The following is a 13,753-nucleotide window of genomic DNA, read 5'->3' as shown; positions in this document are numbered from 1 at the left end:
GCCACCCGCTCAGTCCTGGCCGTGCGCGCTGCGGCCCGTCCAGTTCTCGAAGCGCGTGTGCTGCTTGCGGTAGTGCATCTTCACGTAGCCCGTCGGGCCGTTGCGCTGCTTCGCCATGATCACCTCGGCGTATCCGTCGAGCGGGACGTCGGTGGTGCCGGGCACCATCCGCGCGTTCCCCTGCTCGTCGTAGGGCCGCTCGTTCATCTCGGGACGGTAGATGAACAGCACGACGTCGGCGTCCTGCTCGATCGCGCCCGAGTCGCGGAGGTCGGAGAGCTGCGGCTTCCGGTTCTCGCCACCACGCTGCTCCGAGGCGCGCGAGAGCTGCGAGAGCGCGATCACCGGCACGTCGAGCTCCTTCGCGAGCGCCTTGAGCGACCGCGAGATCTGCGACACCTCCTGCTGGCGGCTCTCGGAGTTGGGCGGGCCCGAGAGGAGCTGCAGGTAGTCCACGATGATGAGCTTGATGTCGGCCGTGCTCTTTAGGCGGCGCGCCCGGGACCGCACCTCGAGCACGCTGAGGCCCGGCGTGTCGTCGATCCAGATCGGCGCCTGCCCCAAAAGGGCCGCCGCCTTGGCGAGGTTCGAGGCGTCCTGCGCGGTCAGCGCGCCGGACCGCAGGCGTTGAGCATCCACATATCCCTCCGAGGCGAGCATGCGCATCAGCAGGGATTCAGTACTCATTTCCAGCGAGAAGATCGCCGTCGGAACGTTGCCTTCGATGGCGGCGTATTGCGCGATGTTCAGCACGAAGGCCGTCTTGCCCATCGACGGACGCGCCGCGACGATGACGAGATCGGCCGGCTGGAAGCCGAGCGTCATCTTGTCGAGGTCGGTGAAGCCGCTCGGCACGCCGGTGAGGTTGCCGCCCGCCGTGCGCAGCATCTCGATCCGCTCCATCGCCGACCAGAGGAGCGACTTGATCTTGACAAACCCCTCCGATCCGCGCTGGTCGTTGATCTCGAGGATCCGGTGCTCGGCGAGGTCGAGCAGCTCGGCCGCGTCTGCGGGGCTCTCATGGCCTTCGCGCACCAGGTTCGTCGCCGTCTCGATCAGGCGGCGCCGGAGCGCCTTCTCCCGGACGATCTTGCAGTGATGCTCGACGTTGGCCGCGGTGGGGATCTCATCTAGGAGGCCGCCGATGTACTCCTTGCCGCCGGCACCGGCGAGGTCGCCCCGTTGCTCGAGCTCGTTGGAGAGCGTGAGCGGGTCGACCACCGCGCCGGTGGCCTGCACACCCATCATCGCGCGGAAGAGGCGACGATGCCCCTCGCGGTAGAACATGTCCTCCGTGAGGAGCTCCGAGACCGTGACGATGGCGTCGGGGGACATGATCATGGCCGCGAGCACGGCACGCTCCGCGTCCTCCGACCAGGGGGGCCGGCGGTCACGGAACGGATCGGCCGAGGCCGTCCTAGGCGCGATCGAAAATTCTACGGGCGAGCTGGACATCTTCCCAGGCGGGGCGCTTCCAGTTGGGGTTCCGCAGCAAGGCGGCAGGATGGTACGTAGCGACGAGCGGGATGCCGTGGTAGGTGTGCTCCTTTCCCCGCAGCTGCCCGATCGTCTCGTCGGACTCCAACAAAGTCTGCGCAGCGAACGTCCCGAGCGCGAGTATGACCCGCGGTTCGAGCAGGTCGAGCTGGCGCAGCAGGAACGGGCGGCAGGCGACGATCTCGGCTGGACTCGGGTTGCGATTCCCCGGCGGGCGGTGCTTGAGCACGTTCACGATGAAGACGTCGGCGCGCCTGAAGCCGATCGCCTCCAGGATCTTCTCGAGCAGGTCCCCCGACTTCCCAACGAAGGGGCGGCCCAACTCGTCCTCGGTCGCGCCGGGCGCCTCGCCGACGACGACGAACTTCGCGTCAGGACTTCCTTCGCCCGGCACATGGTTGAGCGCGGTCGCGGAGAGCGCGCACGCCTTGCACGAGGCGATCACCTTCGCGACGTCCTCGAGCGTACGCGCGCCGGAGAGATCGACCGGGGCGCCCGCGGACGCCGCCGACGGTTCGGCGGCGGCAGCACCGGTGGTGGTTCTGGCGGCGCTCGACGGCGCGGCACGACCGGACTTCGGCTTGGGCACGGGAACAGCGGTGGGGGTGTCGGGGGCGCTCACGATCGAGCGCCAGTCCTCGGTGACGCCCTGAGTGCGCGAGGCGCGCGGCGGCTCGGGCGTCACGTCGCGCGGTGCGGCCATGCCGCTCGCCGCAGGGGCGGCGGCCCGGCCCGGCGGCGTGGCCGGCGGGGGCGCCCCCGTCGTGAGCACCTTCAGGGCCTCCTCGACGGAGAGCGAGTCGAGCACGAATTCGCTCTCCCCCATCTCGCGCCGCTGTTCGAGGTACTGCCGGAGCCGTTCGCGCGGATCGTTCACAGCAACGCCTCGATCCGGTCCAAGATGAGGTCGGCGATCTCGCTCTTCGGTCGCAGCTCGCTCGCCTCAGCCGTGCCGTCCTTCGAGAGGATCGTCACGCGGTTGGTGTCGTAGCCGAAGCCGGCGCCCGCCTCCCGCACCGAGTTGGCGACGATGAGGTCGAGGCCCTTCTTCTCGATCTTCCGCGCCGCATTCTCGAGCAGGTCATCGGTCTCGAGCGCGAAGCCGACCGCGAGCATCCCCGGCTTCCGTGCATCGCGGGTGGTCGCGAGGATGTCGGGATTCTCGGCGAGCACGATCGGATCGGGCGCATTGCCGCGCTTCTTGATCTTCGCGCCCGCGACCTGCGCCGGGCGGAAGTCGGCCGGTGCCGCCGCCATGATCAGGACATCGGCGTCCGGCAGTTCGGCGCGAAGGGCGGCCGCCATCTCGTCGGTGGTCTCGACCGCCTTTGAGCAGATCCCGTCGGCGGGCAGCCTGGCGCTCATCGGACCGTGGACGACGATGACCTCGGCGCCGCGGCGCCAGGCGGCCGAGGCGAGCGCCACGCCCATCTTGCCGGTGGAATGGTTCGAGAGGAACCGCACCGGATCGAGGGGCTCCCGCGTGGGGCCGGCCGTCACCACGACGCGCTTGCCGTACAGCTTGCCGCGGGTCTCCAGGAGGCGCGCCGCATGCGCGACGATCGTCTCGGGCTCCTGCATGCGGCCCTGCCCGGCGCCCTCGTCCGGCGACGCGAGCGGGCCGATGCCGGGATCGATGATGACCTTCCCCTGCGCGCGGAGCGTCGCGCAGTTGGCCTGCACCGCGGCGGCCGCCCACATCTTGTCGTTCATCGCCGGCGCGAGCAGCACCGGGGCCTCGGTGGCGAGGAGGCAGGCCGAGAGCAGTTCGTCGGCGTGTCCGTGGGCCACGCGGGCGAGGAAGTCCGCCGTCGCGGGCGCGACGATCACCAGCTCGGCGCTCTTGGCGAGCGTGATGTGGTCGAGGGCATGCCCGTCGCCGATGAGGACGCTGCGCACCGGCCGCCCGGTGAGCGCCTCGAACGTCACCGCGCCGATGAACTCGCGGGCCGAACGCGTCAAGACGACATCGACCTGGGCGCCGGCCTGCGTGAGCAGGCGAGCGAGCCAGGCCGACTTGTAGCTGGCGATCCCCCCGGTCACGCCGAGGAGGATCCGCCGCCCGTCAAAGGGCCGCACGGAGGACCTCCGCGCCGGCCGAGGTTACTCGCCCTTGGGGCGGCGGCGCGGGACCACGCGGTACTCGATGTCGCCCCCGGAGAGGTCCTCGAGCGCGCGGGTCGTGAGCTTCTTCTCGCCCGACTTCGAGCGGTCGCGCGGGAACTCGTTCAACACACGGGCGTACTTCGCGGCCACCAGCACCGAGAGGTACTTGTTGGTCGCGTGCTTGGTGACTTCGGACGGCGTGAAGACCTGCATGAGAACCCCGATGGCGGATGGCAGACGGCGGAAGGCAGAACGCCCTCCCCCGGATTCCTGACTACGGCGAAACCTTACGCTAAACCTAGCACCTTGCACCCCCAGTCCCTACCCCCTTCAGCCTCCTTCCTGCCCCCTCGTCTGCAGCCCGTCCACGAGGTGGGCGATCAGCCGCTCCACGTCTTCCCCGAGCGCCGGCAGCCGCTCCCGCCGGACCGACTCCTCGTCGATGATGCGGTGGACCTCCTGGACAGCGTGCTCCAGCTGGTCGTTGACCACCACGTACTGGTACCGCTCGGCCTCGAGCAGCTCCGTCCGGGCGTTCCGGAGTCGCAGCGCCAGGGCCTCGGCGCTCTCGGACTTCCGCCCCATCAGGCGGCTGACCAGCACCTCGACGCTCGGCGGGATGATGAACACCGTGAGGGCCTCCGGGAACGCGGCGGTCACCTGCCGCGCCCCTTGCACGTCGATGTCGAGCATCACGTGCTTCCCGCCCGCCATCACGTCGCGGACGGCGCTCCGGAGGGTCCCGTATCGGTTCCCGTGCACCTCGGCCCATTCGGCGAACTCCCCATGCGCGGCCTTCACGTCGAAGTCGTGCCGCGAGAGGAAGTGGTAATCCACGCCGTCCACCTCCCCTGGGCGGGGGGTGCGCGTGGTGCACGAGACCGAGTAGCCCACATCCGTCCGCCGCTCCAGCAGCAGCCGCGCGATGGTGGTCTTGCCCCCGCCCGACGGTGCCGACATCACGATGGGGAACGGACCCGCGCTCACTCGAGGTTCTCCACTTGCTCGCGGATCCGCTCGAGTTCCTCCTTGATCGCCACCACGTCCTGCAGCATGGGGGCGTCGTTCGCCTTGCTCCCGGTGGTGTTCGCTTCGCGCAGCATCTCCTGCAGGAGGAAGCCGAGGCGCTTGCCGACCGGCTCGGCATCCTTCGCGGCGAGCGCATCGCGGAAGGCCGCGATGTGCGCGGTGAACCGGTCGAGTTCCTCGCCCACGTCGAGCTTGTCGGCGAGGATCGCGATCTCCATGGCCAGCCGCTGCGGATCGACCGCGATGCCGCCCGCGAGCTTCTCGACGTTCTCGCGCAGCCGGGTCCGCTGCATCTCCGTCCGCTCGGGCGCGCGGGCCGCCAATCGGCCGACCGCTGCCTCGATCAGGCTCAACCGCTCGGCGATGAAGCCGGCGAGTCGCGCACCTTCCTGCTCGCGCATCACCTGCAGCGCCTTGGCGGCGGCGTCCACCACCACCAGCAGCTCGGCGGCCGTGCCGTCGCCGAGCGCGTCGTCCTCGCGTCCCATGCGCATCACGTCCGGCATGCGCAGGACCGCGCTCACGTCGATCTCGCCGCCGAGCCCGTGGGCCTGTTGGAGGCGCTTGAGCTCCGCGGCATAGGCGCGGAAGCGCTCCTCGTCGACGACGGCGAGCTGGTCCTCGGCCCGCTCGAGGCGCGCGAAGACGGTCAGGTGCCCGCGCGCGATCCGCTGGCGCAACGCCTCGCGGACCTCACCCTCCCACTGCGAGAGCGCGGTGGGGAGCTTGAGGGAGGGATTGAAGAAACGGTGATTGACGGAGCGAAGCTCCACGCTGACGCGTGTGCTGCCGACGGGCCCCTCGGCCGCTCCGAACCCGGTCATGCTACGGATCATGAGAGCGGGATAAGTTACGCTGGCTCCACGACTTGGGCAAGCAGACGACCTAGTTCCAGAACTCCCAACGCAGGCCGTACAGCTGCACCAGCCGTGGAGCCAAGTACCCCGGCACGGACTCGTAGATCTTCCCCGTCATGTTCCGGTTGTACCAGAAGATCCGCGCGGTCCCGATTCGCATCTCGAGGAAGCCCCCCACGTACGACGCGCCCTGCGTCTGCTGGAGCGTCGCCCCCACCGGCGCGATGTAGCCGCCCCGGTAGTCGTGGATGAACCCGGCGGTGACCTCGAACGTGCCGCGGGGGAACTTCTTGAGGAGGTTCGGCGTGGCCCGCAGTTCGGCGTGCGACTCGACGTCCGGCGTGTACGGGAGCGCGCTCGCCCACCGGACGCCACGCCATTCGAACGAGAACGGCCCCCAGACGCGACCGGAGAGGCTCGCCTCGAGGCCCGTGGTGTTGGCGACCGTCGTGTCCACGTAGAGCGTGTCGAACACGCGCATGCCCAGCATGGTGCCCGCGGAACGCTGGACCGCGCCCACGCTCAACCAGCGCCCATAGAGGCGCACCGCGGCCTCGGCGCGCGACGTCTCGCGCCCGACCGATCCCGGGAAGGCGTCCGGCGTGTGACTGGAGTGCGCGACGAGGAACTGGAGCCAGGAGAAGGGCGTCACGGTGGCGATCGCGTCGAGCCGGCGCGTGGAATCGGGTCCGCCGGCCTCGGCGCTCCCGCTGACGGCGAACCAGTCCCGCTCCCACGATCCGCGCACGCTCGGGGCGAGGCGTGCGGCGGCACCGCCATGCACGCGATAGCGCGCCGTGGCCGACAGCCGCGCGCCCCACCGTGTGAAGCCCGCCGTCGCGACGTACTGCGTCACCGAGCGGATCGTGTCGCCCCCCACCGCGGAGTCGCCACTCTGTTCCTGGATCTGCCCTGCCCAGATCGCCTGCGCCCAGAAGCCCGTGCTGTCCGCATCACCCCACGCGGCCCGCACGTACCCCACCGCGTCGGTCCCTTCGAACGCGCCGATGGCGTCGTTGTCGAGGGTCCCGCTGATGACGTTCCGGAAGGTCGGCGCCCGGTTGCGGCCGAAGCGCGTGCCCACGGCATCCACGGTCAACCGCCCACGCGCCACGCCCACGCGCCCGAACGCGGCGAGGGCATCCCCATCGCCCGCGGTGCGCACGCTGGTCGTGGAGTACTGCTGCGCCGCGAGTTGGAGCACGCCGCCGGATTCCATCCGCTTGCCGTAGAACCCGCGGTAGAGATTGGTCTGTTCGGAGCCCGTGGTGATGTCGGTGCGCGTCTGCGCCGTCGTGAGTCGCACGCGCCACGACCGCAGGAAGACGCGGAGCTCGCCCGCCGCGCGCTCCACGGCGACCTCCTCGAGCGGCCAGAGCTGGATCACCGCGAGGTCACGCACGTTCCCCTCGCGGAGGTCGATGGCGTCGAGCTCCACGCCGTCGAGGAAGACGCGCACGCGGCCGGGCTGGCCATACCAGGCCGTCGCCGTCGGTGCAGCGATGAACCCCGCGTTGAACACCGTGACGCCGGGCACTTGGGCGAGCAGTTCGGGGAGCGTGAACGCCCCGCTCGCGAAGATCGCGTCGCGGTCCCAGATGGTGCGCCGACCGCGGATCTCGGGGAGCGCGGGCCGCATCGCCACCGCGATCGGGGCCTTCACGGTGTCCTTGGGGACCGTGTCGCGCGCGGCCGCGGTGTCCGGCGCGACGGACACGGGGACGGTGGTCGGAAGCCCGGTCGGCGCGGTCGGCGGCACCGCCGGCACGCGCGTGGTGTCGCGCCCCGGCCGTTGCGCCCGGAGCGGGGCGGCCAGGAGCGCCGCCCCGAGGACGAGCCGGAGGATCAGCGCGCTCTCCCGCGCACGAACTCCACGAAGGTGCGGACCGGCGTGCCGGTCGGTCCCTTCGGCATCACGACGAGATCGGTCTCGCTGTACGCGGTCCCCGCCACATCCAGGTGCACCCACGGCATCCCCTCGGCGAACTCGGCCAGGAAGAGCGCGGCGGTGATCGTCCCCGCCCCGCGGCCTCCGATGTTCCGCATGTCGGCGACATCGGACTTGATGAGTTCCTTGTACTCCTCGAACATCGGGAGTTGCCATCCCACCTCGCCGCCGCGCGTGCCGGCCGCGAGCACCTCGTCGATCACCGCCTGGTCGTTCCCCATCACGCCGACGGTGCTGTTGCCGAGCGCGACGACGCAGGCCCCGGTGAGCGTCGCGGCGTCGACCACGGCCTGCGGCTTGTACTTCTGCGCATAGCAGAGCACGTCCGCGAGGACGAGCCGTCCCTCGGCGTCGGTGTTCTGGATCTCGATCGACTTGCCGTTCATCGCCTTCACCACGTCACCCGGCTTCATCGCCTCGCCGCCGAGCATGTTGGTGGTGGACCCGATGAGCCCGACGACGTTGACCTTGAGCTTGAGGCGCGCGATCGCCTCGATGGCACCGAGGACGCCTGCCGCCCCGCACATGTCGAACTTCATCGTCTCCATTCCCGGGGCCGGCTTGATGGAGATGCCGCCCGAATCGAAGCAGAGGCCCTTGCCGACGAGCGCGATGGGCGCCTCGCCGCGGCGGCCGCCCTTGTACTCCAGCACGATCAGCTTCGGGTCCTGCACCGTGCCCTGCGCGACCGCGAGAAAGGAGCCCATCTTCATGCGCGCCATCTCGCGCCGCCCGAACACCTTCACGGGCAGCTTGTGCCGCTTGCCCAGGTCGCGCGCGGTGCGCGCGAGGTAGTCGGGCGTGCAGATGTTCCCGGGCAGCATCGCGAGCCGCCGTGCGAGCCGCTGTCCCTCGGCCACCGCCACCCCCGCCGCGAGCGCCGCGCGCGAGGCCGCCACATTGGCGACGCAGAGCGTCGCCGCGGTGAGGGTCTTCCGCCGTTTCGCGGCCGGCGCCGGCGTGTGCAGTTCCTTGAACTCCCACGCCCCGAGCGACAACCCCACGGTGGCACCCTCGAGCGCGCGACCAGCGAGCGCTTCCGCCCAGAACACGAGCTTGCCCACCCCGAGCGCGTTGGCTTTGCGTCCGGCGAGCGCCGCAGCGCGCGTCAGCCCCTTCACCGACTCGGCGGTGCCGGTGCCGACGAGAAGCACGCGTTCCGGTCCGGCGCCCGGTGAGAACAGCAGCAACGACTCGTCCTTGCCGCCCTGGAAGTCCTTCCGGCGCACCGCACGCGAGAGGGAACCGCCGTACTTCGCGTCGAGCGCCGCGAGCGCGCGAGGGAACGCCGGCTCGGCCGGGAGCGCGATGACGAGCAACGGCGTTGCGACGCGCGCCGGATCCCCGGCGCGCAGGTCGAACTGCAGCGACATCAGGTCATCCCCTTGATGATCGCGTCGCCGAAGCCGGTCGTGGAGACCTCGGTCGCACCCTGCATCTGCCGCGCGAGGTCGTACGTGACGGTCTTGGCCGCGATCGACTTCTCGAGGCCCCTGATGATCAGTTTGGCCGCGTCGTCCCATCCCATGTGCTCGAGCATCATGACGCCCGAGAGGATGACCGAGCCGGGGTTGATCTTGTCGAGCCCCGCATACTTCGGGGCGGTGCCGTGCGTGGCCTCGAAGACCGCTGCCTCGTCGCCGACGTTGCCGCCCGGCGCGATCCCGAGCCCGCCCACCTCGGCCGCGAGCGCGTCCGAGATGTAATCGCCGTTCAGGTTCGGCGTCGCGACGACCGAGTACTCCTCGGGGCGCAGGAGAATCTGCTGGAACATCGAGTCGGCGATCCGGTCCTTGAGCACCACGGCGTCTGCCCGCGCCGACTTCCCCGCCGAATCGAGGTCCGCCTCGGCGACCACCTGCCCGGCGAACTTCTCCTTGGCGAGCTCATAGCCCCAGTCGCGGAAGCCGCCCTCGGTGAACTTCATGATGTTGCCCTTGTGCATCATCGTGACCGACGGCTTGTGGTGCTTGATCGCGTAGCGGATCGCCATCTCGATGAGGCGCTTGGAGCCGAAGGCCGACATCGGCTTGATGCCGATCGCCGACTGCGGGCGGATCCGCTTGCCGAACTCCTTCTCGATGAACTCGCGCAGCTTCTCGGCCTCGGGCGTGCCGGCCTTGAACTCGATGCCCGAATACACATCCTCGATGTTCTCGCGGAAGATCACCATGTTGACCTTGCCGGGGTGCTTCACCGGCGCACCGACGCCCTCGAAGTACCGCACCGGACGGATGCAGGCGTAGAGATCGAGCTCCTGCCGCAGCGCGACGTTGAGCGAACGGATGCCGCCTCCGACCGGCGTCGTGAGCGGGCCCTTGATCGCCACCTTGAACTCGCGCACCGCCTCGAGCGATTCGGCGGGCATCCACTCGCCCGTCGTCGTGTGCGCCTTCTCGCCGGCGAGGACCTCCATCCAGTGTATCCGCTTCTTGCCCGCGTACGCGCGCTCCACCGCCGCGTCGAACACGCGCACCGAGGCGCGCCAGATGTCCGGCCCGGTGCCATCGCCCTCGATGAACGGGATGATCGGCTGATCGGGGACATGGAACGTGCCGCCGGAGGCCTCGATCTTCTCGCCCTTCGCGGGAACGGTGGCGTACTTGTAGGTCGTCATGGATGGTTCACGGGTGGAGGGAGTGCGATGCGCGTAAGCTAGGGAGCCGGAGCGGGCGCGAGCAAGGCGAATTGTCCTGACAACGACGTCAGTTCACGCGGTCCGGCACGTCGCGTCCCGCGAAGTGCGCCTCGAGGTTCTCGATGGCGCGCATCCCCATCGCGAGGCGGCTCTCGACCGTCGCGCTGCCGAGGTGCGGAAGGAGCACGACGTTCTCGCGTCCGACGAGACCGGGATGCACCGCCGGCTCCTCCTCGTAGACGTCGAGACCCGCGCCCGCGATCATCTCCGTCTCGAGCGCCTCGACGAGCGCGGACTCGTGGACGACCGGTCCGCGCGAGGTGTTGATGAGCACGGCCTCGCGCTTCATCTGCGCGAACTGCGGTTTGCCGATGAGGTGGAACGTCGTGGCGACGAGCGGACAGTGCACGCTCACCACGTCACTCGCCTCGAGGAGCTGCTCGAGCCGGTTGACGCGCTCGATCCGCGTCCCCGCCTCGGACCCGCGCCGCCGCGACCGGCTCCACGCGAGCACCTTCATGCCGAAGCCCCGTTCGGCGCGATGGGCGACGGCACGACCGATCCGGCCGAGCCCGACGACGCCGAGGGTCTTCCCCGAGAGCCGGCGCCCGAGGAACTGCGTGGGATGCCAGCCGGTCCACGTCCCGGCGCGCACCGCGCGCTCCCCCTCGCCCATCCGGCGCATCAGCGCGAGCATCAGCCCCATCGCGAGATCCGCCGTGTCCTCGGTGAGGACATCCGGCGTGTTGGTGACGGTCATCCCAGCCCGCGTCGCCGCCCGGACGTCGATGTGGTTCACCCCCACGCCGAAGTTGGCGATCATGCAGCAGCGCCCGAGCCCGGCGCCGATCACCGCCTCGTCGAGGACGTCGGTCACGGTCGGCAGCAGTGCATCCACCTCGCGCATCATCGCGACGAGGGCCATCGCATCGAGCGGTCCGGGGGACTCGTGCTGGACCACGTCGTACCGCTGGCGCAGGAGGACCTCGACGGCCGACGGAAGCCGGCGGGTCACGCCGACGCGCGGTCTGCGCTCGCTCATGGCATCGACTCCCGGTACCATCGCTGCGCCGCCGCGACGCCCGCACCGTACGGCACCGCGACCCCCGCATCGTGCAGCGCGAGCTCCGTGAGCGCGAGCGCGCCGAGGAGCATCCCCTCGTTGAGATCGCCGAGATGCCCGAGCCGGAAGACCTTCCCGTTGAGGCGACCGAGGCCGGAGCCGAGCGCCAGGTCCCATCGGCGGTACGCGGCATCGATCACGTGGCGCGCGTCCTTCCCCTCGGGCACAACGATCGCCGTCACCGTGTTCGAGCGGCGCTCCGGGTCGCGGGCGCAGAATCGGAGCCCCCAGGCCGCGACGGCGCGACGCACGCCCTCGCCGAGCCGCGCGTGGCGCGACGCGATCGCCGGCATCCCCTGCTCGGCGATCATGTCCAGCGCCTCCCGCAACCCGAACAGGTGCGCGAGCGCCGGCGTGTACGGGAAATAGCCCTGGTCGTTGTGCAGGACCTGCGGGCGGAGGTCGAAGTACGCGCGCGGGAATCGCGCCGCCTCGATCCGCGCGAGCGCCTTCGGGGAGAGACAGAGCATGCCCAGCCCCGCGGGCATCATGAACCCCTTCTGCGACCCGCAGACCGCGACGTCCACCCCCCACTCGTCGAACCGGAACTCGAGGGAGCCGATCGAACTCACCCCGTCCACGAGCAGCAGCGCGGGATGGTGCGCGTCATCGATCGCCTCGCGGACGGCGGCGACATCGTTGGTCACACCGGTCGCGGTCTCGTTGTGGACGAGGAGCACCGCGCGGATCGCGTGCGCGGCGTCGGCGACGAGCGCTTCGGCGACCCGCGACGGGTCGAGCGCCTCGCCCCATTCGAGATCGATCACGTCGACCTTCAGTCCCAACCGCTCGGCGGTGTCGATGAACAGGTGCGAGAACTGGCCGAACCGTGCCGCCAGCACGCGGTCCCCCGGCGCGAGCGTGTTCGTGAGCGCCGCCTCCCACATCCCGGTGCCAGTGCTGGCGAAGACGAAGGGCCGGCCGGCGGTGGTCCCGAAGACCGGCTTGAGGTCGCGCAGCACCCCGTGCGTGAGGTCGGGGAAGGCGCTCGACCGATGGTCCTCCTGGGCGCGATGCATGGCGCGCAGGACGCGGTCCGGGACGTTGGTCGGGCCAGGGACGAAAAGGTGGTGGCGACCGGGCATGGCGGTGTGGGAGGCACGGTACAATCGGCGATCCGTCGAATGTAGCTTGCGAGCATGGTCACGCCCACCGTCGCCCCTTCGTCGTCCGAGCGGCTCGGCCGCGCGCTGACGCTGCGATGTCCCGAGTGCGGAGGCGGCGGGCTGTTCCGCTGGTGGATCCAGATCGCCCCGCGCTGCGGCCGTTGCCAGCTGCGCCTCGACCGCGGCGCGCCGGGGCACTTCGTCGGCGCCTATCTGGTGAACCTGATCATCGCCGAGCTGCTCTTCGCGTTCGGCCTGCTCGGGTGGCTGGTCGCCGTCTGGCCCGACGTGCCATGGGACGCGGTGCAGTACGTCGCCGTGGCGGCGATGGTGATCTCGCCCGTCCTCACCTATCCGTTCACGCGCACGGTCTGGCTCGCGGTCGATCTGATGATCGACCCGGTACGCGCCTCGGACCGATGATCGCTCGCGAGACCCGGCGGTGGGTCGTCGGTGGCGCGATCATCCTCGGCCTCGTCGGCGGCGGGCTCTACCTCGTCGTCGGTCCGGGACTCCGTTGGGCCACCGACACCGCCGTCGAGGCGTTGCCGCAGGAGGTCGAGTCGCGGCTGGCCCTCGGCCTGACCGATTCGACGCTGCTGCAGCACGCGCTGGTGGATCCCGAGCGCGTCGCCGTGCTCGAGCGCATCGCGAAGCTCCTCCCCGACGCCGGCGACGCGCGCACCTATCGCATCGCGATCGTCCGCGACAGCATAGTGAACGCCTTCGCGCTCCCTGACGGGCAGCTGGTGATGCACACCGGCCTGCTCGCGCGCCTGCGCGATGAGAGCGAGCTCTTCGGGGTGCTGGGGCACGAGGCGGGCCATGTCCGACAGCGACACACCCTGAAGCAGGTCGCGCGGCAGCTCGGGCTCGCGGCCGGCCTCTCCATCGTCATCGGCGACGCCGGCGGGATCACCGGGATGGTCGCCGGCGCCGGGCGCGAACTCGTCCAGCGCGGGCATGGGCGACGCGAGGAGGAGGAGTCCGACGACGAGGGCCTGGCCACGCTGCGCCGCCTCCAGCTCGACCCGGGCGGGATGGTCCGTGTCCTCGAGACGCTGCAGGCGGCCGCGGGCGATGGGCACATCCCCGAGTTCATCTCGACGCATCCCGCGCCCGAGCGGCGGATCGCGCGCATCCGCGCGCAGTTGCAGGCGCTCCCGCCGGCGCCCCGGGGCCGGATCCTGAGCGAGGCGGAGTGGGCGGTGCTCATGCGCGGCATCTCGGTGCCCCCGGCACCGCCAGGTCCGACTCGGCCCGCGCCCTGACGCGAGACGGCCGCACCCCCGATCAGGAGATGCGGCCGTCGATGCCCGGAGTGGGAATCGAACCCACAAGAGGTTGCCCTCGGGGGATTTTGAGTCCCCTGCGTCTGCCGGTTCCGCCATCCGGGCGACCTGCGAATGGTAATGCGGCGGGCGCCTCGACTGAAGGCGCACGCTGGTA

The 13,753-nt window shown here is 70.4% G+C and carries 13 protein-coding genes and 1 tRNA gene; 2 read left to right on the top strand and 12 right to left on the bottom strand.

Going from position 1 to position 13,753, the window contains the following annotated elements:
• Positions 1-9: 9 nt before the first annotated feature.
• From dnaB to IPJ78_15275, 11 genes are all read right to left on the bottom strand, one after another.
• Entirely contained in the window at positions 10-1,455 is a 1,446-nt protein-coding gene (gene dnaB / locus IPJ78_15325) for a replicative DNA helicase (GenBank protein ID MBK7907913.1), read from the bottom strand.
• A complete protein-coding gene (locus IPJ78_15320) occupies positions 1,418-2,374 on the bottom strand; it encodes a uracil-DNA glycosylase (GenBank protein MBK7907912.1) in 957 nt (318 codons plus the stop codon). Before IPJ78_15320 ends, dnaB begins: the two co-directional genes overlap by 38 nt.
• On the bottom strand, positions 2,371-3,576 hold the full coding sequence (gene coaBC / locus IPJ78_15315; GenBank protein ID MBK7907911.1) for a bifunctional phosphopantothenoylcysteine decarboxylase/phosphopantothenate--cysteine ligase CoaBC: 1,206 nt from the start codon (positions 3,574-3,576) through the stop codon (positions 2,371-2,373). The genes IPJ78_15320 and coaBC overlap by 4 nt, the downstream gene beginning before the upstream one ends.
• A gap of 24 nt (positions 3,577-3,600) precedes the next feature.
• Positions 3,601-3,816 (bottom strand): DNA-directed RNA polymerase subunit omega, encoded by a 216-nt coding sequence (locus tag IPJ78_15310; GenBank protein ID MBK7907910.1) that lies wholly within the window; start codon positions 3,814-3,816, stop codon positions 3,601-3,603.
• 117 nt (positions 3,817-3,933) lie between these two features.
• The gene (gene gmk, locus IPJ78_15305) at positions 3,934-4,563 is read right to left on the bottom strand and encodes a guanylate kinase (GenBank protein ID MBK7907909.1); all 630 of its coding nucleotides are present in this window, start codon (positions 4,561-4,563) and stop codon (positions 3,934-3,936) included.
• 23 nt (positions 4,564-4,586) lie between these two features.
• Positions 4,587-5,456 carry a YicC family protein gene (locus IPJ78_15300; protein ID MBK7907908.1) on the bottom strand — a complete coding sequence of 290 codons (870 nt, stop codon included), beginning with the start codon at positions 5,454-5,456 and terminating at the stop codon, positions 4,587-4,589.
• 61 nt (positions 5,457-5,517) lie between these two features.
• Positions 5,518-7,206, bottom strand: coding sequence for a hypothetical protein (locus tag IPJ78_15295; protein MBK7907907.1), 1,689 nt, complete (start codon positions 7,204-7,206; stop codon positions 5,518-5,520).
• 128 nt (positions 7,207-7,334) lie between these two features.
• A complete protein-coding gene (locus tag IPJ78_15290; GenBank protein ID MBK7907906.1) occupies positions 7,335-8,810 on the bottom strand; it encodes a leucyl aminopeptidase in 1,476 nt (491 codons plus the stop codon).
• Positions 8,810-10,054, bottom strand: coding sequence for an NADP-dependent isocitrate dehydrogenase (gene icd, locus IPJ78_15285; GenBank protein MBK7907905.1), 1,245 nt, complete (start codon positions 10,052-10,054; stop codon positions 8,810-8,812). Before icd ends, IPJ78_15290 begins: the two co-directional genes overlap by 1 nt.
• 88 nt (positions 10,055-10,142) lie before the next feature.
• Positions 10,143-11,117 carry a D-glycerate dehydrogenase gene (locus IPJ78_15280; protein MBK7907904.1) on the bottom strand — a complete coding sequence of 325 codons (975 nt, stop codon included), beginning with the start codon at positions 11,115-11,117 and terminating at the stop codon, positions 10,143-10,145.
• Positions 11,114-12,283, bottom strand: a complete 1,170-nt coding sequence (locus IPJ78_15275; protein MBK7907903.1) for an aminotransferase class V-fold PLP-dependent enzyme — start codon at positions 12,281-12,283, stop codon at positions 11,114-11,116. The genes IPJ78_15280 and IPJ78_15275 overlap by 4 nt, the downstream gene beginning before the upstream one ends.
• A 54-nt stretch (positions 12,284-12,337) precedes the next feature.
• Here IPJ78_15275 and IPJ78_15270 point away from each other — a divergent pair, with 54 nt between their 5' ends.
• Positions 12,338-12,727: a DUF983 domain-containing protein gene (locus IPJ78_15270; protein ID MBK7907902.1), complete on the top strand. Its 390-nt coding sequence runs from the start codon at positions 12,338-12,340 to the stop codon at positions 12,725-12,727.
• Positions 12,724-13,575: a M48 family metallopeptidase gene (locus tag IPJ78_15265; GenBank protein MBK7907901.1), complete on the top strand. Its 852-nt coding sequence runs from the start codon at positions 12,724-12,726 to the stop codon at positions 13,573-13,575. Before IPJ78_15270 ends, IPJ78_15265 begins: the two co-directional genes overlap by 4 nt.
• Before the next feature lie 42 nt (positions 13,576-13,617).
• Here the strand turns inward: IPJ78_15265 and IPJ78_15260 are convergent.
• Positions 13,618-13,701 (bottom strand) — tRNA-Leu (locus IPJ78_15260).
• Positions 13,702-13,753 lie beyond the last annotated feature (52 nt).

The sequence above is a fragment of the Gemmatimonadota bacterium genome (assembly GCA_016714015.1).
In the GTDB taxonomy this organism is placed as follows: domain Bacteria; phylum Gemmatimonadota; class Gemmatimonadetes; order Gemmatimonadales; family Gemmatimonadaceae; genus Pseudogemmatithrix.
Note: the sequence above shows the minus strand (reverse complement) of the source record. Positions and strands in the feature narration are given on the sequence as shown.

Bases quoted from the DNA above. Each gene is read 5' to 3' on its own strand.
- IPJ78_15280 (MBK7907904.1), bottom strand. From the start codon at position 11,117: ATGAGCGAGCGCAGACCGCGCGTCGGCGTGACCCGCCGGCTTCCGTCG.
- gmk (MBK7907909.1), bottom strand. From the start codon at position 4,563: ATGTCGGCACCGTCGGGCGGGGGCAAGACCACCATCGCGCGGCTGCTG.
- IPJ78_15310 (MBK7907910.1), bottom strand. From the start codon at position 3,816: ATGCAGGTCTTCACGCCGTCCGAAGTCACCAAGCACGCGACCAACAAG.
- IPJ78_15275 (MBK7907903.1), bottom strand. From the start codon at position 12,283: ATGCCCGGTCGCCACCACCTTTTCGTCCCTGGCCCGACCAACGTCCCG.
- IPJ78_15265 (MBK7907901.1), top strand. From the start codon at position 12,724: ATGATCGCTCGCGAGACCCGGCGGTGGGTCGTCGGTGGCGCGATCATC.
- dnaB (MBK7907913.1), bottom strand. From the start codon at position 1,455: ATGTCCAGCTCGCCCGTAGAATTTTCGATCGCGCCTAGGACGGCCTCG.
- IPJ78_15290 (MBK7907906.1), bottom strand. From the start codon at position 8,810: ATGTCGCTGCAGTTCGACCTGCGCGCCGGGGATCCGGCGCGCGTCGCA.
- IPJ78_15300 (MBK7907908.1), bottom strand. From the start codon at position 5,456: ATGACCGGGTTCGGAGCGGCCGAGGGGCCCGTCGGCAGCACACGCGTC.
- icd (MBK7907905.1), bottom strand. From the start codon at position 10,054: ATGACGACCTACAAGTACGCCACCGTTCCCGCGAAGGGCGAGAAGATC.
- IPJ78_15270 (MBK7907902.1), top strand. From the start codon at position 12,338: ATGGTCACGCCCACCGTCGCCCCTTCGTCGTCCGAGCGGCTCGGCCGC.